We start from the raw sequence: 25,209 nt of genomic DNA, 5'->3' as shown, positions 1-25,209 counted from the left end.
TTTTTAAAAAAATCATACTCTATATATAGAAACTCACATTTATGAAAAAAATTACAATCTTACTTATTTATATATTTTCTATATCATCATTTGCACAGAAGTATGAAAAATCTTGGGAAAAAGTTATTAAGCTTGAAATTGATAATAAAACAAAATCGGCATTTCGCGAAGTAACAACAATTTACAATAAAGCAGTTACTGACAAAAATGAGGTTCAGATTATAAAGTGTTTTTTTTATAAATCCAAGTATATTATGTCTTTAGAAGAAGAGGCTCAATATAAAATTATTTCTAATTTAGAATATGAAATTAACAAGGCCTCAATTCCTTCAAAAGCATTATTGAATTTGGTTTATGCAAAATGTCTAAATTCTTATTTGTTAGTTAATAGATATAAACTTCAGAAAAGAACAAAACTTGATTCAATAAAAGCTAATGATTTTCTAACTTGGACAGATAAAGATTTTGAAGATAAAATTGAAATTACATATGAAGAAACGCTTGAAAATGAAGAAATTTTAAAAAATACTAATCTTAAAAACTATTCAGAAATTTTCGATTTCTTTAATGAAGAATACTTTAATAAATCATCATTATACAACTATTTAATCCAATCAAATATAGATTATTATAGTACTAAAATTAGAGAATGGCATTACTACAACCCTAATAATAATCAACAATCTAGAAACTTATTTTCTGTATCAAATGAAGAATTCAAAAAAATAAAATTTGATTCATTAAAAGATAAAAATATAAAAAAGATCTTACTTCTATATCAACAATTTGATTATCCTGCCGGATTATCTGAAATGGAATTAGAAAGGTTACTATTTTGCAATAATTACATTTTAAAATCTGATTTTAATTTTTTAAAGAAATTAGACCTTTTGAAAAAAGAGACATCTAATGAAATTTTAATGCAAAGAATTTTATTTGAAAAAGCTAGTATCTACAATAAATATGCATCAAAGGATAAATATCCTGATTTTAATATTAAAGCTGTTGCTTGTTTAGACAGCGTTCTTACTTTAAAAAACAGATCAAATACATTTAAAAAAGCAACTTTAAAACAACATCAAATTACATTAAAAGAGTTAAGCATAAAAATTCAAAAACAATCTTATGAAAATGAAAATACTCGTGCCTTTATTAGCTATAAAAACATAGACAAATTTGATATTAATTTCTATAAGATAACTTCTAAATTTGATAGTAAAGATCTTTTAAATGACAGTATCGTTAATAATTTTATTTCTAAAAACAAAATCTATAAATCACACGAATTCTCTTTAAAAAGTAATAATGATTATTTTAATTATACAACAGAAGTACTGTTACCAAAACTAGAACTTGGAAGTTACTTACTTAAAATTGAAAATTTTGATGATAAAAAAGCTATCTATAGAATAATTACTATTTCTAATAGTTGTGTTTTAGGATACGAAAACAAATCAAATTCAGTTTACCAAGTATTAGACAGAAAAACAGGTAAACCAATTGAAAATTGTCAAGTAAAAAGCAATGATTTTAATTTAATCACAGACAAAGAAGGAATAATTCAATTTGATGAAAGCAAAATAAAAAACTCAAACTATAATTATCGTAAGATAACTATTATAAATAAAAGTGATACATTAAATTTAGATGGGAATTATTTACATAATTTAAACAAATATGAGAATGAAGAAGATGAAGAAATAAAAGCAAAAGTATGTATTTATCTTGACAGAGGTATTTATAGACCTGGACAAACTGTTTACTATAAAGGAATAGCTATACAAAACCAAAATGGAGTTCATAAAGTGATTCCTAACTTTCTTGTTCACATTATAATTGAAGACGCAAATTATTCAGAAATAAAATCATTTGATGTTACAACTAATGACTTTGGCTCATTCAATGGAGAATTTATTTTGCCAAAAAATGGTTTAACAGGTGAATTCACAATAAGTGCCGAAGAACCTGAAAACTATGAAAACGATGCATTATTCAATAAAATCGAAGAGGAACACCCTATTTGGGATAATGGCAAATTTGAATATTCTGAAATTAGATTTAGCGTAGAAGAATATAAACGACCTAAATTTGAAATTAATTTTGAACCAATCAAAGAGAGTTATACTTTAAATGATAAAATAACAATTACTGGTAAAGCAAAATCATTTGCAGGAAGTTCAATATCTAACGCAAAAGTTTCCTATAGTATTAATAAGAGAAACTACACTAATAATGATGAATCTTTTATTTCTTCTAACACAACAACTGATAATCTTGGGAATTTTAAAATTGAATTTGTGGCAAAAGCTGACGAAGATTTTGAATTTGAAAAAAATCCAACTTATTACTACACCATAAAAGCTGACATAACCGATAATAATGGTGAAACCCATTCTGCAGAAACTAATATTACTATTGGAAAACAATCATTAAAACTCGACATTAAAATTCCAAGCAAAGTTATCTCAAACGAAAAAAACAATATTTTATTAAATAGTACTAATTTAAATAATCAATTTGTTACTACAAATGGAGAACTAAAGCTTTTTTTTATTGATGGATTTAAAAGAAAGTTTAAAAAACGTGTTTTTGAAAAACCAGAAATAAATCTAATTACTAATGAAGATTTTGAAAAATTATTTCCAAATGAAAATAATCAAAAAATCAATGAAGAAAATACCGTTGGAACCTTAGTGTTTTCAAAAAAAATAAACACTAGTGTAGATAAATCTATTGCATTAGATTTTATTTCTAATTACAAATCAGGCTATTATAAATTAGTTTTTACAGCTAATGATAAATCAAATAATAACATAGAAACTAAAGCTTCGTTTGAATTGTATCAAATTAATGACAAACAATCTTTTGCTGATGAATTAATCACCATACAACAACTTAACAAAGACCCAAAAAAAGATGGGTATGTTTTAGTTCAAATAAATAGTGCTGTACCTGAACTTTATTTATCTAGTTATGGCGTTTTTGATAGTAAAGTTTTTTTTGAAAAAAGCCTTTCAATTGAAAACAATAAGACTGAATTAAAGATACCCATTCAAAAAGAAATTAAAAATGTTTTTAAAATTGGATTGGAAACTGTTTATGACAATCAACGCTTCATATTTACCAAAGACGTTTTAATAATTGAAGATACTCCGAAAATAACTATAGAAACAGAAACATTTAGAAACAAATTAGAACCTGGAAAAAACGAAAATTGGTCGTTCATAATAAATGAAGATGGTCAAAAATTCGAATTTGAAGCATTGGCTTCAATGTATGATAGCTCACTAGACCAATTTAAAAGTAGTTATTGGAATAACTTAATTTCACAACAATATTATAGAAGTTATTTTTCTGGAAAAACTGCTATTGGATTTGAGACAATAGAGTTTTTCATAAATAATTTTAATTATAATTTTTCTACTATTGAATTTCAAAATGAAAGTAATCAATTAATGTGGTTTGGATTTGATTTTAACAATAAGAACAACCAAATAGTAACCAAAGAATATAAAAAACAAATCACCAAAAAAGCTAGAAAACCAATAAATGCTAAAACAATTTACGGATTTATAACCGATGGCAAACTACCATTACCAGGCGCAAATATTGTTATTAAAGGAACAACAAGAGGAGTGTCCTCAGATATGGACGGTTATTTTGAAATCGAAGCTGCTCCTGGAGAGACACTTATATTTTCTTTTGTTGGCTATGAAAACAAAATTATTACAGTTAATGAAGCTAAAAGCATAAAAGTATCTCTTAAAGAAGATGAGACTGTTTTAAATGAAGTAGTTGTTGGCGCAATGGGAATAAAAAGATCTAAAGACGCTACTGTTTCTGCTCAAAAACAAATTGGTTTCAAAGAACTTGTTCAATCTTCAAATCCAAATGCTATTCAAACTTTATTAGGAAAAATATCTGGTGTACAAATAAACACTACAGGAGTTGGAGAAAACTCAAATGTAAAAATTTCATTAAGAGGAAACAAAAGTATAGACGGCAGTAATGATGCTTTGATTGTTATTGATGGTAAAATTTCAGATGCAAATACACTAGCGCAAATGCCTATTGATTCTATAATTGACCTGAACATAATTAAAGGTGCACAAGGAGCTGCTCTTTATGGTTCACAAGGTGCAAATGGTGTAGTAATAGTTACTACAACATATGGAGCTCAAGAAATGTTAACCACTGTAAAAACAAGAACAAACAGAAACGAAACAGCTTTTTTCTATCCAAATCTTAAAACGGATGCTAACGGAAAAATACATTTTAGCTTTAAAAGTCCAGAAGAATTAACTCAGTGGAAATTTAGATTATTGGCTCATAAAAAAGATGCTACAATGGGCTATATAGAAAAATCCGTAATTACCCAAAAAGAACTGATGATAGTTCCAAATATGCCAAGGTTTTTCAGAGAAAGTGACACTATAGAAATTTCAGCTAAAGTGAGCAATCTAACTTCAAGTTCTAAAATTGGAACTGCTATTTTACAATTATTTGATGCAACTACAATGGAAAACATTGATAGTAAAACATTCAATTTAAATAGTGCAAAAAACTTTACAATAACTCCAACTGGAAATACAATTATGAAATGGAAAATTACAATTCCTCAAGGAATTCAAGGAATTCAATATAAGCTAATTGCTAAAGCAGATAATTTTTCTGATGGAGAAGAAAGTGTCTTACCAGTTTTAACAAATAACATACTAGTTACAGAGAGTATTCCTATTTGGGTTAGAGAAAACTCCAAAAAAGAATATTCGTTTGATAATTTAAAAAACAACATTTCAAATACTTTAACAAATCACCAATTTGTATTAGAATACACTTCCAATCCAACTTGGATAGCAATTCAATCACTACCCTATTTAATGGAATATGAACATGAATGTGCCGAGCAAACTTTTGCAAGGTATTATGCAAATGTATTGGCAACCAAAATAATAAATAGTAATCCAAAAATTGGAAAAGTATTTGAAGATTGGAAAAATTCAGGAAAGCCAGTGTCTAAATTAGACCTAAATGAAGAACTAAAATCATTAATTTTAGCAGAAACTCCTTGGATAAATGATATTGAAAACGAAGAAGAAAAAAAGAAAAAACTAGCGTTATTATTTGACTTAGAGAATATGAAGACCTCATCTAATAACATTTTTAATAAATTAAAAGAAAAACAAAGACCATCTGGAGGGTTTGCTTGGTTTGATGGAGGAACAGAGAATGAATATATTACAACTCATATTGTTGCAGGACTTGGTCATTTGCAAATACTTAAAACAAACAATGATAACAATTTGAGTTTTAAAGAAATCAATAATACTGCACTACCTTATTTAGATACTAAATATTTAGAAAGAAACATCAATATTGAAGTTAAAAACTATAAAAACAATCCTTATGAGGATTTACATTATTTATATGCTAGAAGTTTTTATTTAGATAGTTTTCCTATTTCGGAAAAAGTAAAACTAATTATTAATAAGCAACTAAAAACAATCAAATCGAATTGGCACAATTATACTATTTATAATAAAGGTTTAGCGTCATTAGTCTTAAATAGATTTGATGAAAAATTTACTGCTAAAAAGATAATTGAAAGTCTAAAAGAAAATTCATCTAACAATGAGGATTTAGGAATGTATTGGATTGAAAACACATCAGGTTGGAATTGGTATCAAGCACCAATTGAAACACAAGCATTACTTATTGAAGCTTTCTCTGAAATTAATAATGATTCAAAATCAGTTGATGAAATGAAAGTATGGTTATTAAAAAGCAAACAAACTAAAAATTGGCCAACAACAAAATCAACAACTGAAGCCATTTATGCTTTATTACTTCAAGGAAAAGATTGGCTTAGTATTAAGGATAATACAATTTTTAACATTGGTGATAAAAAAATAATGACACGAAAACTTTCTGAAAACGAAAAAGAAGCTGAAACAGGTTATATTAAAATGGCATGGAAGTCTAATGAGATTACTAAAGAAATGGCTTCTATTTCTATTCAAAACAAGACTGATGTTCCGGGTTACGGTGGTGTATATTGGCAATATTTTGAAGATTTAGACAAAATAAAAACTAATATTGGAAGTTTATTATCCACTACTAAAGAACTATTCATAAAGAAAAATACTGCTAAAGGTGAAGAATTACAAAGAATTACAGCCGAAAACACATTAAAATTGGGAGATTTAGTTACTGTTCGCTTAGTAATCACAACAAAAGAAGATCTAGAATTTATTCATTTAAAAGATATGAGAGCTTCTTGTTTTGAACCAGTAAATGTTCTTTCAGAATATAAATGGAATGATGGTTTAGGATATTACTTGAGTACAAAAGATGCTGCAACTCACTTCTTTTTTGACAAAATAAACAAAGGAACTTATGTTATAGAATATGATATTAGAGTGAATAATATTGGTGATTTTTCAAATGGAATAACAACAATACAAAGTATGTATGCTCCAGAATACACTAGCCATACTAAAGGATTAAGAGTAATTGTAAATGAGTAACATTTGTTCGATACAATTACTATCTAGCCCTGATTACCTCACTTGACTTTTATTTTATATAAGTGTTTGGTGAATGCTCAGCATTTGAAGCAACTGCCGTGCAGTGCGAAAAGCAGGAATATGGAAACAAAAAATTCCCGAGCCTTTCGCTCATAAAAAAACTCCGAACTAATTTCTTAATTCGGAGTTATTATTTTACGATTATCTCGTAATTCGTATTTTGTAATTCGTACTTTGGTTTATCTTACCAAAGTCATTTCGTCAACGATGTGTTTAGCACCTGAGAAATTTTCGATTACCCAAAGTACGTAACGAATATCTACGTTGATTGTTCTTTGTAATTTGTTATCAAAGATTACATCACCAGCCATTGCTTCAATGTTTCCGTCAAAAGCTAGTCCGATTAATTCTCCTTTTCCGTTAAGAACTGGCGAACCTGAGTTTCCTCCTGTGATATCATTATCCGTTAAGAAATTCACGTGAAGTGAACCATCTTTATCTGCATAACGACCGAAATCTTTGTTTTTGTTCATTTCTAAAACACGCGCTGGTAAATCAAATTCTTGATCTCCTTTTTTGTATTTTTTAACTTGACCTGCAAGTGTAGTGTAGTTATTTACAACTGCATCATTTCTTTTGTCAGCAGGAAGTGAACGAACTTTTCCGTAAGTTAAACGCAACGTTGAGTTAGCATCTGGATATTTAATAGCTCCAATTTTAGATTCTCTTAAACCTTCTACCAATAAACGGAATGAAGAGGCAAAATCATTTTGAGCTTTAGTTACTTCATCCGATTTTTTTCCGAAATGTGCAACCATATCATTTGACAAAGCATATAATGGATCGTTTGTTAGCATAGCTTCACTTGGTAAATCTAAGAATGCTTTAACTCTATCTACTGATGTAAAAATACTTAAATCAAATGCAGCGTTTACATATTTTGTAAAATCATTATTGTTAGCATCTCCAATTTGTTTTACCATAGGAGCAATTGCATAACCTGTTGATTTAGTTGCATATGTTTTCAATTGAGCTGCAAGAATGTCTTTTTCTGCAGGAATGTGTAATTCTTTAAACATTTCTGTAGCCATCTCAGTGATTTGAGGTGCCATTGTAGCACGTTTTGCAGCATCAGCTTTCACATACAAATCTAATTGTCTTCCTAAACTTCTTCCAATAGTTCCGAAAGAAGATGTTCTGAATAATTGTTGTAAGTAGTTATCGTGACGAGATTTCTCGTTTGTTAAAGCATAAAAATTATTTATGTTAGCAATTACGTTTCCGTATTTAGCTTTATTTGCTGGTTTGTTTGCCCATTTATTAAATTTAGCTTCTTGGGCTGCTTTAGATTTTGCAGTACCAAATTTGGTTAAAGCATCAATCATTCCCTGACGGTTTTTCCAATAATTAGCAGTTGAAGCATATTTAGAAGCATATACAAGATTCAAAGCATCACTTTGATTCATATATTTTTTCATTCCATCCATACCTGTTTTCGCACCTTCAACCCAAGCAGGATATGCAAATTTTACATTTTGCTCAATTCCACCGGCTGGCATCCAACGGTTAGTTCTTCCTGGATATCCAAGAATCATTGCAAAATCATTTTCTTTAACACCACTTAAATTAACTGGTAAATAATGTTTTGGTTTTAACGGAACATTATTTTCAGAATATTCTGCTGGAGAACCATCAGCGTTTGCATAAACTCTAAACATTGAGAAATCTGCTGTGTGACGTGGCCATTCCCAGTTGTCTGTATCACCACCAAATTTTCCTAAACTTTCAGGTGGAGTTCCAACTAAACGAACATCTTTATAATCTTGATAAACAAAATAATAGTATTCATTTCCTTGAAAAAATGGACGAACAGAAACTGTATATTTTCCACCTTCGTTATTTTCTTTTTCAATTTTAGCAATTTCAGCATTGATAGCTTTTTCTCTATCTGCTTCGCTCATACTTGAGTTTACTACTGCTAAAATTCTTTTTGTACAATCGTCCATACGAACAAAGAAGCGTACATATAAGCTTGATGGTTTCATTTCAGATTTTCTATCTGCAGCCCAATAACCATCTTTTAAATAGTTTTTTTCTGCTGATGATAATTCTGCAATAGCATCATAACCACAGTGGTGATTTGTTAAAACTAAACCATCTTTAGAGATGATTTCTGCTGTACAACCTCCGTTGAATTGTACAATAGCATCTTTCAAACTATGATTGTTGATGCTGTAGATTTCTTCGGCTGTCAATTGCAAGCCCATTTTTTGCATATCGCGGTGATTCAAACGTTCGATGAACATTAAAAACCACATTCCTTCGTCAGCTTTAACACTTGTTGGAACAAGCATAATGGCAGCAATTAAGGATAATAAAATTTTCTTCATAATTGAAAATATAAAAGGTTAATTGTTTGTTAGCTAATAGTCTATTTAAAATGCAATTTGTTACACTTTGAATTGAATATTGCAAAATTTTAGTGTTGCGAAATTACGATTTTTTGAGGATTATTTAAATTTTATGGTCGAAAACCTGAATTAATAAGTTAATTTTAACTTTACTTTAGGAAATCAAAACACAAAAAAAAGCCTCGAAAATTTCGAAGCTTTACTTTATTTAGAAATATCTTACAAACCGTGGCTGTTCTCAGGCTTTTCATCTTCTACATTTAGCATTTCCCAAAGTTTATCTTTTAATTCTGTTAAACCTTGCTGTGCAACAGATGAAATGAACATATATGGAATTCCGAGTTTGGATTTATCTAGATGTTGTTTCATTTCTGCTTTTAATTCATCATCAAGCATATCGCATTTTGAGATTACTAAAAGTCTGTCTTTATCTAGCATTTCTGGATTGTAACGACGTAATTCGTCTAATAGAATTTCGTATTCTTTTTTGATATCATCAGCATCAGCTGGAACTAAAAACAATAAAGTTGAATTTCTTTCAATATGACGTAAGAAATAATGTCCTAACCCTTTTCCTTCAGCTGCACCTTCAATAATTCCAGGAATATCTGCAATTACAAACGATTGAAATTCTCTGTAAGCAACAATTCCTAAATTAGGTTTTAAAGTTGTAAACGGATAATCTGCAATTTTTGGTTTAGCAGAAGTTAAAACTGAAAGTAATGTCGATTTTCCTGCATTTGGGAAACCTACTAAACCAACATCGGCAAGAACTTTTAATTCTAGAATAACATCCAATTCAGTTGAAGGCATTCCAGGTTGTGAATATCTTGGCGTTTGGTTTGTGGAACTTCGAAAATGCCAGTTTCCTAAACCACCTTTTCCTCCTTGAGCTAGAATTCGTTCTTCACCATGTTCTGTAATTTCAAAAAGAATTTCTCCTGTTTCGATATCTTTCACAACAGTTCCAAGTGGCACTTCAACGTATTTATCTTCTCCATCGTGACCTGTACTTCTGGAACTTCCTCCATCACCACCGTGACCACCACGCATGTGTTTTACAAATTTCAAATGGAATAATGTCCAAAGATTTTTGTTTCCTTTTATATAAACGTGTCCACCACGGCCACCATCACCACCATCTGGGCCGCCTTTTTCAATAAATTTTTCTCTGTGCAAATGCGTAGAACCTTTACCTCCTTTTCCGGAAGTAACATATATTTTTACGTAGTCTACAAAATTTCCTTCTGTCATTTTATTAGTGTTCAGTGTTCAGTGTTCAGTATTCAGTGATTTAGATTATCTAAAAAAATACTTTCACCTATCACTATTTATTTTTTCAATGAACAAATTCAATTCATCAGAAAAACTGAGAACTGATTACTGATCACTGAATACTTATTTAATTAATTTTAATATTTGTAACAAGAATCTTGTCTATTTTGACTCCATCCATGTCTAAAACTTCAAATTCTAGTTTGTTCCAAATTAGTTTTTGTCCTTGTTTTGGAATGATTCCTAATTCGGTTACGATCAATCCGCTTACTGTTGTTACTTCGTAATCTCCTATCAAATCGTCCATATCGAAATACGTTAGAAAATCGTGTAGAGAATAATGTCCGTCTACAAGCCAACTTCCGTCTTCACGAGCAACGATTTTGAATTCATCTTCATAGAAATCGGCAGCATCACCAACTAGCGCTTCTAGAATATCATTTAATGTAATAATTCCTTGAAAAACTCCGTGTTCATCGGTTACTAAAGCATAGTGCACTTTAGATATTTTAAAATTTTCTAGGGCTTTATATGCTGATGTATGTTCGATGAAATATACTGGTTCTTTAGTGATTTTCTTCAAATCAAACTCACCACCTTTTTCAAAACTTACGAATAAATCTTTTAGAAGAACAATTCCTTCAACATCATCAAGATTGTCTTCACAAACTGGATAAAACGAGTGTAATTCGTCAAGAACTTTGTCTTTTATTTCTTGAACAGAATCTTCATAAGAAAAGTAAACAATAGAATTTCTATGTGTCATTAACGAATTTACTTTTCTATCTCCAATGTGAAAAACGCGTTCCACAATATCGTGTTCGATTTCTTGAATTTCTCCGCCTTCTGTACCTTCTTTAATAATTGCTTTGATTTCTTCTTCGGTTACTTTTCCGTCGGCAGTAGGTTTTATTTGCAATATTTTCAGTAAAAAATCTGTAGAAGTTGTTAGTAACCAAATGAAAGGCATAGTAACCTTAGACACAATTTTCATTGGAACTGCAACGGCTTTTGCAATTGATTCTGGATAATTTAATCCAATACGTTTTGGTAATAATTCACCTAAAACCAAAGAGAAAAAAGTTAAAGTTACTACTACAATTCCAACCGCTATTGAATTTGCATAAGGTTTTAATGATTCAAATGATGCTACAAAATTTTGAACATCGGTTGTTATTTTATCACCTGAATAAATACCGGTTAGAATTCCGATTAATGTGATTCCAATTTGAACTGTTGATAAAAATTCGTTTGGTGAATTTGCCAAGTCTAAAGCCGCTTTGGCATTGGCATTTCCTTTTTTTGCAGCCGTTTCTAATCGGTTTTTTCTTGCCGAAATCAATGCGATTTCTGACATTGAAAAAACACCATTCAAAATGATTAGAAAAAGTATTATTAAAATTTCCATAGTTTAAAATTACAAAAAAAGAGCATAAATCCCTATTATCGGAAATAGCTCCTTTTGTGAGTGCAAATATCTGAAAAAAAATTGAATGCTCGAAATTTATCTCCAAGTCAATTCTTTAGACTATAATTTATCGAAAATTTGATTCAATCGTTCGTTAACTTCTAAAATGGTTCCAATACCATTTACAGAGTGAAATTTTCCTTGAGCTTTGTAATAATCCATCAAAGGTGCTGTTTTTTGGTTGTATTCGTCATAACGATTTCTGATTTTTTCTTCATCTTGATCGTCTGGTCTTCCAGAAGTTTTTCCTCTTTCTAACAAACGAGCTACAAGAATATTATCATCCGCTTCAAGTGCAACAGTAGCCGTAATATTTTGATCTTTAGATTCTAAAAATTTATCTAAAGCTTCTGCTTGCGCTAAAGTTCTTGGAAAACCATCAAATAAAAATCCTGCCGAATGTGGGTTTTTATCAACTTCGCTTTGCAACATTTGGATAGTTACTTCATCTGGAACTAAATCGCCTTTATCCATATAGGTTTTGGCTAATTTTCCTAAATCAGTATCATTTTTGATGTTAAATCTAAAAATATCTCCTGTTGAAAGATGCGTTAAATTGTATTTTTCTTTTAAAAATTCAGCTTGTGTGCCTTTTCCTGCACCTGGTTTTCCGAAAAGAACGATGTTGATCATTTTGATTAAGATTGTTAGATTATTGGATTGTTAGATTATTGTGCTAATTGATAAACGTCTGCTAGATTTCTTCCCAATCCGTCGTAGTCTAGACCATATCCAACGATGAATTTGTTAGGAATTCTAATCCCTACGTAATCAATTTTAATATCTTTTTTATAGGCTTCTGGTTTGAAGAATAAAGTTGCGATTTTTAAATGCTTTACTCCTTTTTCTTTGAAAATTGTTTTTAATTCTTCAATTGTATTTCCTGTATCTACAATATCTTCAACGATTACAACCGTTCTTCCTTCAAGATTTTCGTTGATTCCGATTAGTTGCTTAACATCATTGGTAGATTGTGTTCCTTCGTAAGAAGCCATTTTCATAAAACTCACTTCACACATTCCTCTGTAATGTTTCATCAAATCGGACATTACCATAAAAGAACCATTTAAAATTCCAACAAAAACTGGAACTTCATCAAAAAAATCGTCGTCCATTTGTTTGGCCATATTTGCAATTGCGAAGTCAATTTCTTCTGAAGAAATAAATGGCTCGAAAGTTTTATCGTGAAGGTGTATCATTGTGTTGTTGTTTTAAAAAATAAAGGAGCAAATTTACGAACTAATAACTATTTAATAACAAGTATTTTGACTTTTTTGCTAATTTAATATATTTACAAAATGAATACAGCATATTACAATCAAATTGCTAAAAGCACGGCACATAGGAAAAGTAGAGATGATAATAAAAATTTCATCTTTGCCAATCCTTATTATTTAAAGTATTTATTAGAAATTGCATTTAATGTTAAGGATAAAAACCATCATAAAGCGTGTTGGATTTTGGAATTGATTTGTGAAGAAAGAATGGATTTGTTTTTACCTTTTTTAGATAATTTTCGCGAAACGTTACATCAATACAAATCTGATTCTGCAATTCGTTCTATTTCTAAAATTTGTTTGTTTTTATCCAATTCTAAAAAATATTTATTAACCGAAAATCAAGAAGAAAAAATAATTGAAACTTGTTTGGATTGGTTGATTGAATCTAACAAAGCTGCAAATGCTACCTATACCATGCGAACTTTGTACAATCTTGGCAAAAAACACACTTGGGTAAATGAGGAATTAAAAGTTTTGCTTCAAAGAGATTGCAGCTATCAAACTCCCGGTTACAAATCGGCAGTGAAAGATATTTTGAAGCGATTAAAATAATTTTCAAATGTTTATCTTTGCACAAACAACTACAACAACACAATGAATTATTTCTCATCCGATTTTAAATTAGGAATTCTCGGTGGCGGACAATTAGGCAAAATGCTATTGACCGAAACTAGAAAATTCGACATTCAAACTTTGGTTTTGGAACCAAGCGAAGAAGCTCCGGCAAGATACAGTTGCAATGCTTTTTATAAAGGGAGTTTGATGGATTATGACACCGTTTACCAATTTGGAAAAATGGTAAATTTGTTAACCATCGAAATCGAAAACGTAAACCTTGATGCTTTAGACGTTTTGGAATCGGAAGGATTACCTATATTTCCATCACCAAAAACATTGCGATTGATTCAGAATAAAGGTCGTCAAAAAGACTTTTATGTTGAAAATAACATACCAACTTCACCTCATCAACGATTTGTAGATTTGAATGATTTGAGAAAATCGTTAGAAAAAGACGAATTAGAATTTCCTTTTGTATGGAAATGTGCACAATTTGGTTACGATGGAAATGGTGTAAAAATAGTTCGTTCAACAATAGATTTAATTAATTTACCCGAAGTGGAATGCATTGCAGAGCAAATGGTTCCGTTTAAAAATGAGTTGGCAGTAATTGTTACTCGTTCCGTTTCTGGAGAAGTGAAAACCTATCCTGTAGTGGAAATGGAATTCCATCCCGAAGCTAATCAAGTTGAATATGTAATTTGTCCTGCACGAATTGATGATAAAGTAGCTCAAAAAGCAACCGAGATTGCACTTAAAGTTTCTGAAGCTTTCAATCACGTTGGATTATTAGCGGTAGAAATGTTTCAAACAGAAGACAATGAAATTTTGGTAAACGAAGTTGCTCCAAGACCTCATAATTCGGGACATTATTCGATAGAAGCGAGTTATACTTCGCAATTTGAAAATCATTTACGTGCCGTTTTAGATTTACCATTAGGAAACACTGATAGCAAAGTTGCCGGAATTATGGTAAATTTGGTCGGTGAAGAAGGTTTTTCGGGTCAAGTAATTTACGAAAACATTGAAAAAATCATGGCGATTGATGGTGTAACGCCACACATTTATGGCAAAAGAGAAACAAGACCTTTCCGAAAAATGGGACACGTTACAATTGTAAATGAGAATATGGTTGAAGCTAGGAAAGTTGCGGAAGAAGTTAAGAATAGTATCAGAGTTATAAGTTAATATGGATGTTTTAGACATCATCATTAATTTTATTAATGTGACAGATTCTTCAAATCTTATAAATAAGAATTGGATAATTTTATCTGATAAAAATGAATATCAAGGAGAAAGAAATAAAGCATTTTTTTCATTTCTTATACTAATCATTCTTTACCTTTTCATAATTACATTTATAATCTATTTAATCAAATATTTATTTTTCAAATAATAAAACAACAATAATGAGCAAAGTAGCCATAATAATGGGAAGTATCTCCGATATGCCCGTGATGCAAGAAGCGATCGACATCTTAAAAGGATTTGACATCGAAACCGAAGTGGATATTGTTTCGGCACATAGAACTCCTGAGAAACTATTTGATTTTAGTAAAAATGCACACACTCGCGGAATTTCAGTAATTATTGCTGGTGCTGGTGGTGCGGCTCATTTACCTGGAATGGTTGCTTCTATGTCGCCTCTTCCTGTAATTGGAGTTCCTGTAAAATCTAGTAATTCTATCGATGGTTGGGATTCGGTATTATCGATTCTTCAAATGCCAGGTGGAGTTCCTGTAGCAACGGTTGCTTTAAACGGAGCTAAAAATGCCGGAATTCTAGCCGCACAAATCATAGGAAGTCATGATAAATGTGTGTTAGACAAAATCATTTTCTACAAAGAAAGTCTAAAAGAAGCGGTGAATAAAGCTGCATCTGAATTGAAAAAATAAAAATTGCACAGAGAATCACTGAGATTTGCTCAAAGAAAATAGTTCTTTTTTTGTAAATCTCTGTGAAAAAACTCTGTGAAACTCTGTGAAATAAAAAAATGAAAATACTTACCTCAATATTCAACACCAAACATAATACTGCACCTTTTTCGCAAATAAAATTAGAAGATTACAAAGCTGCTTTTATCGAAAATATCGCTCAAGCAAAAGCTGAAATTGATGCCATAATTACAAATTCTGATGCTCCAACATTTGAAAATACGATTGTTGCTTTAGATTTTTCTGGCGAACAATTGGATAGATTATCATCGATTTTCTTCAATTTGAATTCGGCAGAAACTTGTGACGAAATGCAAAAAATTGCTCAAGAAGTTTCTCCGTTGATGACTGAATTTAGTAATGATATCGCTTTAAATGAAGATTTATTCAAACGAGTTAAAGCCGTTTATGATCAAAAAGATAATTTGACTTTAACTACAGAACAAGCGACTTTATTGGATAAAAAATTCAAAGGATTTTCAAGAAATGGAGCTTTACTTAATGAAGGAGACAAATTAAAATTACGCGAAATTGATACTGAATTAGCCAAAATCAAATTGACGTATGGCGAAAATGTTTTGGCTGAAACCAACAACTATCAATTGCATATTACAAACGAAGCTGATTTAAAAGGTTTGCCTGATGGCACTAAAGAAATGGCAGCGAGTTTGGCAAAATCAAAAGAATTGGAAGGTTGGGTTTTCACATTAGATTTTCCTAGTTATTTACCTTTTGTTACTTATGTTGAAAATCGTGAATTGCGAAAAGAAATTGCAATAGCAGCTGGAAAAAAATCGTTTCAAAATAACGAATTCGATAATAAAGAAAACGTAAAACGCATTGTAGAATTACGTCATAAACGTGCTAATTTATTAGGATACAAATCACATTCTGATTTTGTTTTGGAAGAACGAATGGCTCAAAATCCTGAAAAAGTACTTTCTTTTTTGAATGATTTATTAGAAAAAGCAAAACCTGCTTCCCAAAAAGAATTTGCTCAACTAACTGCTTTCGCAAAAGAACTAGACGGAATTGACCAACTAGAAAAATGGGACGGCGCTTACTATTCAGAAAAATTGAAACAAAAATTATTCAACTTTGATGATGAAATTTTAAAACCTTATTTCAAGTTAGAAAATGTTTTAAATGGAGCATTTGCTATTGCAGAAAAACTATTCGGAATTACTTTTAAAGAAGTTTTTGATATAGACAAATACCATGAAGATGTTCAAACATTTGAAGTTTTGGATTTCGAAGGACAATTAGTTGCCATTTTCTACTCCGATTTTTTCCCAAGAAAAGGAAAACGAAATGGCGCTTGGATGACATCATATAAATCGCAAGCAGTGAAAAACGGAATCAATGAAAGACCACACGTTTCTATCGTTTGTAATTTTACTCCACCAACAGAAACGAAACCTTCACTCCTAACCTTCAATGAAGTAACAACTTTATTCCACGAATTTGGTCACGCATTACACGGAATGTTAGCCAATACAACTTATCCAAGCCTATCTGGAACTTCTGTTTATTGGGATTTTGTGGAATTACCAAGTCAAGTGATGGAAAATTGGTGTTACGAGCCAGAAGCTTTGGCTTTGTTTGCTAAACATTATGAAACAGGAGAAATCATTCCGCAAGAATATGTAGAAAAAATCAAAGAAAGCGCGAGTTTTTTAGAAGGAATGGCAACGTTACGTCAATTGAGTTTCGGAATTTTAGATATGACGTATCACGGAAAATCTCAAACTATTGCTGATGTCAAAGCTTTTGAAAAACAAGCCATGGAAGGTACAAGTCTATATCCTGATGTAGAAGAAAATTGCATGAGTACTTCTTTTTCACACATATTTCAAGGAGGATATTCCTCTGGATATTACAGTTACAAATGGGCAGAAGTTTTAGATGCTGATGCGTTTGCTTATTTTCAAGAAAAAGGAATTTTCAATAAAGAAGTGGCTACGAAATTTAAAGACAATGTACTTTCAAAAGGTGGAACAGAATTACCAATGGAATTGTATAAAAAATTTAGAGGTCAAGAACCAAAAGCTGATGCGTTGCTGAAACGTGCTGGATTGATTTAAAGTACGAGTTACGAAATACGAAGTCCGAAAAAAAATGACCGAAGTTCAGCTTCGGTTTCTTTTTAAAATAAACTTTCATTTTTTTTTGAAACTTTAAAAACTTTTATATATCTTTGTCCTATCAAAATGAAATAACCATCAAAATGGAATTCAAAGAAGCTAAAAATAAATTCGTTCAAACTTGGGGTGCATTGGGTAGTCAATGGGGAATTAACAAAACCATGGCTCAAATTCATGCGCTGTTGATGGTTTCGCACGAGGCAGTTTCGATGGAAGACATTATGGAAGAATTGCAAATTTCAAGAGGAAATGCTTCTATGAACTTAAGAGCCTTAATGGATTGGGGAATTGTTTACAAAGAATACAAAGCTGGTGAAAGAAGAGAATTTTTCACTGCCGAAAAAGATTTAGACGAATTAGCAGTGAAAATTTCAAGAGAACGTAGTAAACGTGAAATCAAACCTGCTTTGAAAGTTTTAAAAGAAGTTTCCTCAATAACATCTGACAATACAGCAGAAGAAAAACATTTTGTAGATCAAACCACTAAATTGTATGATTTTGTTCTAAAAGCAGATAATATGTTAGACAAAATGACGGAATACAAAGACAATTGGTTGGCAAAATTGGTTGTTAAAATAATGAAATAAAACTAAAAAAATTTAATCAAAACTTTCATTTTTTTCTGAAAGTTTAAAACAATAAATAATCATGAGACAGTTTGTATTTTACCTAAACTTAATTCTAACAATAGTAGCTCTTATTCCTGTTTTCATAGAAAATGTTGTTGGCTACAATTTAGATAGCAGTGATGGATTCTTAATGTTGCTTGGATTCTTTCAGGTTTTTATAGCCTTTACTTTAACGTTTTATGCTATTGCAAATGATAGACTCTTGCTAATTCTTTTAATAATTTATTGGTTTATTGTAACACTATTTTTCAAATTTTTCATAAATGAATTCTTTTATGCGTGCCTAATAATTGCACTTTATAATTTATACATAAACTATTGCAGCTTTTCTGATTCTAAATTTAATATACTTAACAAATGAGCTTCTTAACAGCAGAGTGGAATGATTTAGCAATGTTCAATTACGAAATTGATCCAAAAATTTTAGAAAATTATGTTCCAAAAGGTACCGAAATCGACTTATGGAACGACAAATGTTACATCAGTCTAATCGGATTTATGTTTGAAAACGTAAAAGTTTTAGGAATCAAAGTTCCTTTTCATATAAATTTTGAAGAAGTCAATTTACGATTTTATGTGAAAAGATTCGAAAATGGAATTTGGAAACGAGGCGTTGTTTTCGTTAAAGAGATTGTTCCGAAGCATGCCATTTCAATTGTTGCCAACACCTTATACAATGAACATTATCAAACCATGAAAATGCGTAATTCCAGAACTGAAAACGAAACTTCAAAATCTTTTCAATACGAATGGTATAAAAATGCTAAATGGAATTCTATCGCAATGACAACTGAGAAAAAAGCAATTCCAATTGAACCAAATTCAGAAGCCGAATTCATCACTGAACATTATTTTGGTTACACCAATTACAATAAAGATAAATCAATTGAATATGCTGTTTCGCATCCAAGATGGGAACAACTAAAAGTAATTCAATCAAAAATTAATGTTGATTTAGAAAGTATTTATGGTAACGATTTTAAATTTTTACAAGACTTGGTGCCAACATCTGAATTTCTAGCATTGGGTTCAAAAATTACTATTGAAGGTAAAAAAACTATACGATGAAAACTTTAAGAAAAATAAACAATATTGCATTTTATACTACATTAACTCTATTTATTACTTTATATCTTGGAATGTTAGCACAAATTCCACTTGGGATAATTCAAGTTATATCTGCAATTATTCTAACTTATATTACTTATCTGAAATCAAGATATGCTAAAAAACATTTAACAATATACTGGTTTGCAACTATAACAGAGCTCACTTTGCTTTATTTAGAGCAGTTTTACTATCAATCAAGTAATGATTTCATTGAACTTACATTAATGGTACTCTTCCCAATGTCAATTGCAATATATTTTTTTATTATTATGAGAAAAATCACAAGCGAATACGAACTTAAAAAAATAAACTTATGAACTTCATTATACCAAATTGGCTGATTATCCTAAGTGGAATAGGTCAAATATTTACAGCAATGATTTATCCTTACATCCGTCATCAAGTTTTTGATTGGTATAATGATGTGAAACAATTGAAACCATTAAACCAAGAAATTGCAAAAACCTACGGAAGATATATCCAAGGTTTAAACTTCTCATTTGGATTGATTGCCATTTTATTTACAAATGAATTAAAAGAACAGTCAGCTCTTGCAGTTGCATTAACTGGATTGATTGCTGCTTATTGGGTTGGAAAAGTAGCCACTCAAATTGCGTATTATCCAATGTATGACATTCCGAAAAGAACCTTATTTAAAGTTGGAAGCTATTTTATGAATACTCTTTTTGTTCTTTTTGCAGTGGTAAATACACTACTTTTCATTCATAATTTAATTGGGCATTATAAGTTGTAAAATATCAAAAAATGACACATCAAGAAATCCTTAAAAAAGTGGAGTGGAAAGATTTGAAAAACCTAACTTTCAAAGAAATGTTAATTGAAAATAATCTAACTATTCCGTGGTTTGTTATTTCGATAACTTTAGCTTATTTTGGATATTATCTTTTAGCGTTACCGTTTTCTGCCTTTTTCTTTTTAACCGGTTTGAGACAAGTTCATAATGGTTTCCACAATTCATTAGGAACTAATAAATTTTTAACTTGGTTTACAGTTTATTCAAATAGTATATTACTAATGGTTTCAATTCATGCAGTGAAATTCAATCACATTAGGCATCACAAATATTGTTTGTCTGATGAAGATTATGAAGGTAAATCAGCAAAAATGAAATGGTATGAGGCTATTTTATATGGACCAATTCATATGTTTTTAATTCATAAAGTCACTTTTGAACTTGGAAACAAAAATTACATAAAAAACATGATTTTAGAGTTGTGTTCCATTGCAATATTCGTATTTATTGCATTCTACTTTAAAATTGATTTTTTAATTTATCACATTTGTATAATGATTTTTGCTGAATTTCTAATGGCTTTTTTTGCTGTTTGGACAGTACATCACGATACAGAAGAAAATCCTGAAATGGCTAGAACTCAAAGAGGCAAATGGAAAAACAAAATAACCTTTAGTATGTTTTATCATTTAGAACATCATTTATTTCCAGCAGTTCCAACAATCAAACTACCAGAATTAGCAATGAGAATAGATAAAATATTACCAGAAATTGAAAAGAAAAATACTTTCTAATAATGACCACAATAAACCTTACAACTAAAATTAAAGCACCGATAGCAATAATCTTCGACTTATCAAGAAATATTGATGTTCATAAAATATCCACAGCAAAATCTAACGAAACTGCTATTGATGGGATAACTTCTGGCTTGATTAATAAAGGAGAAACCGTTACTTGGCGTGGTAAACATTTTGGATTCTATTTAACTCATAAAAGCATAATCTCAGCAATGGAAATTCCAAGTTATTTTGTGGATGAAATGGTTGAAGGTAAGTTTAAGTCCTTCAAACACGAGCATTCCTTCATCGATGGAAACGGATTTATAATGATGATTGATAAAATTCAATATCAAACGCCTTATGGTATTTTTGGAAAATTATTTGATGTACTTCTTCTGAAAAAACATTTAACTAATTTTATTTCTGATCGCAATAAAGTTCTAAAAGAATTAGCCGAAAACCACCAAAAATAACCACCAAAAAATAGGAATACTTTCCACCCAAAAAGAGGCATAATAGCGTGAACGATTTTCATTTGAAAACAACAAGAATAAAATCGTTGTTATTGCCAAAGCCGATTTCAAAGCAAAAAATTCTATTCTAAAATCAGTCGATAAAAATTCTAACAACACGAATAAAACCATCAACGTAACTCCTACTCGTTTGGTTTTTACGACTCCTATTTGCTGCGAAACGGTTTTCAAATGCGGATCATCTAATCTTAAATCGATGATTTCAAAAATTAATATCAATACAAAAATCAATATAAATCGTTGTGCTGCAACCAAAAACATATAACTTGTTAAAGGCAAACTGTTATTAATTATTGGGAGAAAAAGCGTCACTCCTACCCAACACAATGCCACAATGTAAATTTTAAATCCAGCCCAATTTCGAGCATTTTTTTTGTTGGGAAAGAACGGTAAAGTATATAATAATGTTATAGCGAGAAATACAAAACCAATGATTTTTGCAGTTTTTTCTAATTGCAAAAAATAATATCCAGTAGCTATCAAAGATAGAAAACTCAAAAAGGCAATTCCTTTTAATTGAAGTGACATTTGTACTTTTTTTGTTCTTGCTAAAGCATCATATTTTACAAAATTATATCCAACAATAGTTCCAAAAAAAGCGAAGTAAGAAGTAGCAAAATCATTAGAAATGCTAAACAAAATTTGCGTCAACTGCACCAAAGCATAAACAGACAAAGCCACATGAATGCTTGAATTGATGTAAAAACCGAAAAGTTTTCTAAAAAATCGCATGCTACAAAACTAATCATTATGTTAATAAACCTTGTTTTTAGTTAACAATTTCTCAAAATATTACCCTTTGTTTAACTTAAAAATAAAAGTTTAATAATTACTTTTGTTCTCTTAAAACAACACACAAACTTTATATATATAATTATTTAAATGAAAACAGACTCATTTGCATTACGCCACATAGGTCCACGTGAGAACGACCTACAACATATGTTTAAAACCATAGGAGTAGAAAGTCTTGACCAGTTAATTTATGAAACTGTGCCAGACAATATCCGTCTAAAAAAAGACTTGGATTTAGACGCTCCAATGACTGAATATGAATACCTAACGCACATTCAAGAATTAGGAAAGAAAAATAAAGTTTTCAAATCGTATATTGGTTTGGGTTATCATCCAGCGATTGTTCCTGCTGTGATTCAAAGAAATATTTTTGAAAATCCAGGTTGGTACACAGCTTACACGCCTTATCAAGCTGAAATTGCTCAAGGTCGTTTGGAAGCTATTTTGAATTATCAAACTACGATAATCGAACTTACAGGAATGGAAATTGCCAACGCATCACTTCTTGATGAAGGAACTGCAGCTGCTGAAGCAATGGCTTTATTATTTGACGTTCGTACACGTGATCAAAAGAAAAACAATGCTAGTAAATTCTTCGTTTCTGAAGAAATTCTACCTCAAACATTATCGGTTTTACAAACACGTTCTACTCCAAAAGGAATTGAATTAGTAATTGGAAATCACGAAACATTTGATTTTTCAACAGACTTTTTCGGAGCGATTTTACAATATCCAGGAAAATTTGGTCAAGTAAATGACTATGCCAATTTTATTGCAAAAGCTCATGAAAAAGAAATAAAAGTGGCTGTAGCATCAGATATTTTATCATTGGTAAAATTAACACCTCCAGGAGAAATGGGTGCTGATGTAGTAGTTGGGACTTCACAACGTTTCGGAATTCCGATGGGTTATGGTGGTCCACATGCTGCGTTTTTTGCAACTAAAGAAGAACACAAACGTTCGATGCCAGGAAGAATCATTGGTGTTACAATAGATGCTAACGGAAATCGTGCCTTGAGAATGGCATTAGGAACTCGTGAGCAACATATCAAACGTGAAAAAGCAACTTCTAATATTTGTACAGCTCAAGTTTTATTAGCTGTTATGGCTGGAATGTACGCCGTTTTTCACGGACCAAAAGGTTTGAAATATATTGCTAACAAAGTACATGCTTCTGCAGTAACTTTATCAGATGCTTTAAACAAATTGGGTGTTTATAATGTAAACACTTCTTTCTTTGATACTATTGCTGTAAAAGCAGATGCATCTAAAGTGAAAGCAATTGCAGAAAAACATGAAGTTAATTTCTTTTATATTGACGGTGAAACCATTTCAATTTCTGTAAATGAAACGACTTCAATTTCAGATTTGAATCAAATCATTGCCATTTTTGCAGAAGCAACAGGTAAAGAAAGTTTCAAAGTTTCTGAATTATCTTCAACAAATAACATACCATCATCATTAGAAAGAACTTCAACTTTCTTAACGCATGATGTTTTCAATAGTCATCATTCTGAAAGTCAGTTGATGCGTTATATCAAAAAATTAGAACGTAAAGATTTATCGTTAAATCATTCCATGATTTCATTAGGTTCATGTACGATGAAATTGAACGCTGCTGCCGAAATGCTACCATTATCAATGGCAAATTGGAATTCAATTCACCCATTTGCTCCAATTGAACAAGCAGAAGGCTACCAAATTATGCTTAAAAAGTTAGAGCATCAATTGAATGTTATTACAGGCTTTGCAGGAACAACTTTACAACCAAATTCAGGTGCACAAGGAGAATACGCAGGCTTGATGGCCATTCGTGCTTATCACTTATCTCGTGGTGATAATCACAGAAATGTATGCTTGATTCCATCATCAGCTCATGGAACCAATCCAGCTTCGGCAGCTATGGCAGGAATGACAATTATCGTAACCAAAACAATGGAAAACGGTAACATTGATGTAGAAGATTTAAGAGCAAAAGCCATCGAACATAAAGATAATTTATCAGCATTAATGGTTACTTATCCGTCAACGCACGGTGTTTTTGAAAGTGCTATTTGTGAAATCACAGAACTTATTCATGAAAATGGCGGTTTGGTTTATATGGATGGAGCGAACATGAATGCACAAGTTGGATTGACCAATCCTGCAACAATTGGTGCTGATGTATGTCACTTAAACTTACACAAAACTTTCGCAATTCCTCATGGTGGTGGTGGACCAGGTGTTGGACCAATTTGTGTAAACGAAAAATTAGTTCCGTTTTTACCAACCAACCCAATCATTCCTACAGGTGGAGATCAAGCGATTACGGCTATTTCTGCTGCGCCATATGGTTCGGCATTAGTTTGCTTAATTTCTTATGGATATATCTCTATGTTAGGTTCAGAAGGCGTTACAAATGCTACAAAATATGCAATTTTGAATGCCAATTATATGAAAACGCGTTTAGAATCGCACTATCCAGTTTTATATTCAGGAGAAATGGGAAGAGCGGCACACGAAATGATTTTAGATTGTAGAGCTTTCAAAGAAAAAGGTATTGAAGTTACCGATATTGCAAAACGTTTAATGGATTATGGGTTTCATGCACCAACCGTTTCTTTCCCAGTAGCTGGTACGTTGATGATTGAGCCAACTGAATCGGAAGATTTAGCAGAATTGGATCGTTTTTGTGATGCCATGATTTCTATTAGAAAAGAAATTGAAGCAGCAACTAAAGAGGAAACTAACAATGTATTGCACAATGCACCGCATACTTTAAATATGTTAACTGCTGATACTTGGGTTTTCCCTTACACCAGAGAACAAGCGGCTTACCCATTGGATTACATTGCAGAAAATAAATTTTGGCCAAGCGTTCGTCGTGTAGATGATGCTTATGGTGATAGAAATTTAGTTTGCAGCTGTGCTCCTATTGAAGCATATATGTAATTTGTAAGTACGGAAGTACAAAATCAGAAATACGAAGTTTAAAGGTTTCAAATTAATTTTTGAAACCTTTTTCTTTTA

General features: G+C 30.9%; 18 protein-coding genes. 12 read left to right on the top strand and 6 right to left on the bottom strand.

Annotated features, from left to right (window positions below):
• The first annotated feature begins 41 nt into the window (after window positions 1-41).
• Entirely contained in the window at window positions 42-6,527 is a 6,486-nt protein-coding gene (locus tag ABD771_RS03725; RefSeq protein WP_345090851.1) for an alpha-2-macroglobulin family protein, read from the top strand.
• 239 nt (window positions 6,528-6,766) lie between these two features.
• On the opposite strand, the gene ABD771_RS03720 is transcribed toward ABD771_RS03725, so the two are convergent.
• From ABD771_RS03720 to hpt, 5 genes are all read right to left on the bottom strand, one after another.
• On the bottom strand, window positions 6,767-8,917 hold the full coding sequence (locus ABD771_RS03720) for a S46 family peptidase (RefSeq protein WP_345090849.1): 2,151 nt from the start codon (window positions 8,915-8,917) through the stop codon (window positions 6,767-6,769).
• A 240-nt stretch (window positions 8,918-9,157) separates the two neighbouring features.
• The gene (gene obgE, locus ABD771_RS03715; RefSeq protein ID WP_345090847.1) at window positions 9,158-10,192 is read right to left on the bottom strand and encodes a GTPase ObgE; all 1,035 of its coding nucleotides are present in this window, start codon (window positions 10,190-10,192) and stop codon (window positions 9,158-9,160) included.
• A 148-nt stretch (window positions 10,193-10,340) separates the two neighbouring features.
• Window positions 10,341-11,570 (bottom strand): hemolysin family protein, encoded by a 1,230-nt coding sequence (locus ABD771_RS03710; protein ID WP_425556443.1) that lies wholly within the window; start codon window positions 11,568-11,570, stop codon window positions 10,341-10,343.
• A gap of 171 nt (window positions 11,571-11,741) precedes the next feature.
• Window positions 11,742-12,314: an adenylate kinase gene (locus ABD771_RS03705; RefSeq protein ID WP_345090842.1), complete on the bottom strand. Its 573-nt coding sequence runs from the start codon at window positions 12,312-12,314 to the stop codon at window positions 11,742-11,744.
• Between the two features lie 35 nt (window positions 12,315-12,349).
• Window positions 12,350-12,880 carry a hypoxanthine phosphoribosyltransferase gene (gene hpt / locus ABD771_RS03700; protein WP_345090838.1) on the bottom strand — a complete coding sequence of 177 codons (531 nt, stop codon included), beginning with the start codon at window positions 12,878-12,880 and terminating at the stop codon, window positions 12,350-12,352.
• A gap of 99 nt (window positions 12,881-12,979) precedes the next feature.
• On the opposite strand from hpt, the gene ABD771_RS03695 reads away from it, so the two are divergent.
• The 10 genes from ABD771_RS03695 (at window position 12,980) to ABD771_RS03650 (ending at window position 21,345) form a co-directional block, all read left to right on the top strand.
• Window positions 12,980-13,513 (top strand): hypothetical protein, encoded by a 534-nt coding sequence (locus ABD771_RS03695; RefSeq protein ID WP_345090835.1) that lies wholly within the window; start codon window positions 12,980-12,982, stop codon window positions 13,511-13,513.
• Window positions 13,514-13,555: 42 nt separating this feature from the next.
• Window positions 13,556-14,707: a 5-(carboxyamino)imidazole ribonucleotide synthase gene (locus ABD771_RS03690; RefSeq protein WP_345090833.1), complete on the top strand. Its 1,152-nt coding sequence runs from the start codon at window positions 13,556-13,558 to the stop codon at window positions 14,705-14,707.
• 221 nt (window positions 14,708-14,928) lie between these two features.
• A complete protein-coding gene (gene purE / locus ABD771_RS03685; RefSeq protein WP_298119717.1) occupies window positions 14,929-15,414 on the top strand; it encodes a 5-(carboxyamino)imidazole ribonucleotide mutase in 486 nt (161 codons plus the stop codon).
• Between the two features lie 98 nt (window positions 15,415-15,512).
• Entirely contained in the window at window positions 15,513-17,537 is a 2,025-nt protein-coding gene (locus ABD771_RS03680; protein ID WP_345090829.1) for a M3 family metallopeptidase, read from the top strand.
• 143 nt (window positions 17,538-17,680) lie between these two features.
• Window positions 17,681-18,184 (top strand): GbsR/MarR family transcriptional regulator, encoded by a 504-nt coding sequence (locus tag ABD771_RS03675; RefSeq protein WP_288132980.1) that lies wholly within the window; start codon window positions 17,681-17,683, stop codon window positions 18,182-18,184.
• A gap of 399 nt (window positions 18,185-18,583) precedes the next feature.
• Complete coding sequence (locus ABD771_RS03670) at window positions 18,584-19,294, top strand: YqjF family protein (RefSeq protein ID WP_345090825.1); 711 nt, start codon at window positions 18,584-18,586, stop codon at window positions 19,292-19,294.
• The gene (locus tag ABD771_RS03665) at window positions 19,291-19,653 is read left to right on the top strand and encodes a hypothetical protein (RefSeq protein WP_345090822.1); all 363 of its coding nucleotides are present in this window, start codon (window positions 19,291-19,293) and stop codon (window positions 19,651-19,653) included. The genes ABD771_RS03670 and ABD771_RS03665 overlap by 4 nt, the downstream gene beginning before the upstream one ends.
• Window positions 19,650-20,090 carry a hypothetical protein gene (locus ABD771_RS03660; RefSeq protein ID WP_345090819.1) on the top strand — a complete coding sequence of 147 codons (441 nt, stop codon included), beginning with the start codon at window positions 19,650-19,652 and terminating at the stop codon, window positions 20,088-20,090. Before ABD771_RS03665 ends, ABD771_RS03660 begins: the two co-directional genes overlap by 4 nt.
• Before the next feature lie 11 nt (window positions 20,091-20,101).
• On the top strand, window positions 20,102-20,884 hold the full coding sequence (locus ABD771_RS03655) for a fatty acid desaturase family protein (protein WP_345090816.1): 783 nt from the start codon (window positions 20,102-20,104) through the stop codon (window positions 20,882-20,884).
• 2 nt (window positions 20,885-20,886) lie between these two features.
• Window positions 20,887-21,345: an SRPBCC family protein gene (locus ABD771_RS03650; protein ID WP_345090814.1), complete on the top strand. Its 459-nt coding sequence runs from the start codon at window positions 20,887-20,889 to the stop codon at window positions 21,343-21,345.
• Here ABD771_RS03650 and ABD771_RS03645 read toward each other — a convergent pair.
• On the bottom strand, window positions 21,322-22,137 hold the full coding sequence (locus ABD771_RS03645; RefSeq protein ID WP_345090812.1) for a UbiA prenyltransferase family protein: 816 nt from the start codon (window positions 22,135-22,137) through the stop codon (window positions 21,322-21,324). The two genes, ABD771_RS03650 and ABD771_RS03645, sit on opposite strands and share 24 nt — an antisense overlap.
• A gap of 150 nt (window positions 22,138-22,287) precedes the next feature.
• On the opposite strand from ABD771_RS03645, the gene gcvP reads away from it, so the two are divergent.
• Window positions 22,288-25,131 (top strand): aminomethyl-transferring glycine dehydrogenase, encoded by a 2,844-nt coding sequence (gene gcvP, locus ABD771_RS03640; RefSeq protein WP_345090810.1) that lies wholly within the window; start codon window positions 22,288-22,290, stop codon window positions 25,129-25,131.
• Window positions 25,132-25,209: the final 78 nt, after the last annotated feature.

Origin of the sequence: Flavobacterium chungnamense (assembly GCF_039539165.1) — a bacterium.
GTDB classification, from domain to species: domain Bacteria; phylum Bacteroidota; class Bacteroidia; order Flavobacteriales; family Flavobacteriaceae; genus Flavobacterium; species Flavobacterium chungnamense.
This window is presented reverse-complemented; position numbering and strand designations above follow the sequence as displayed.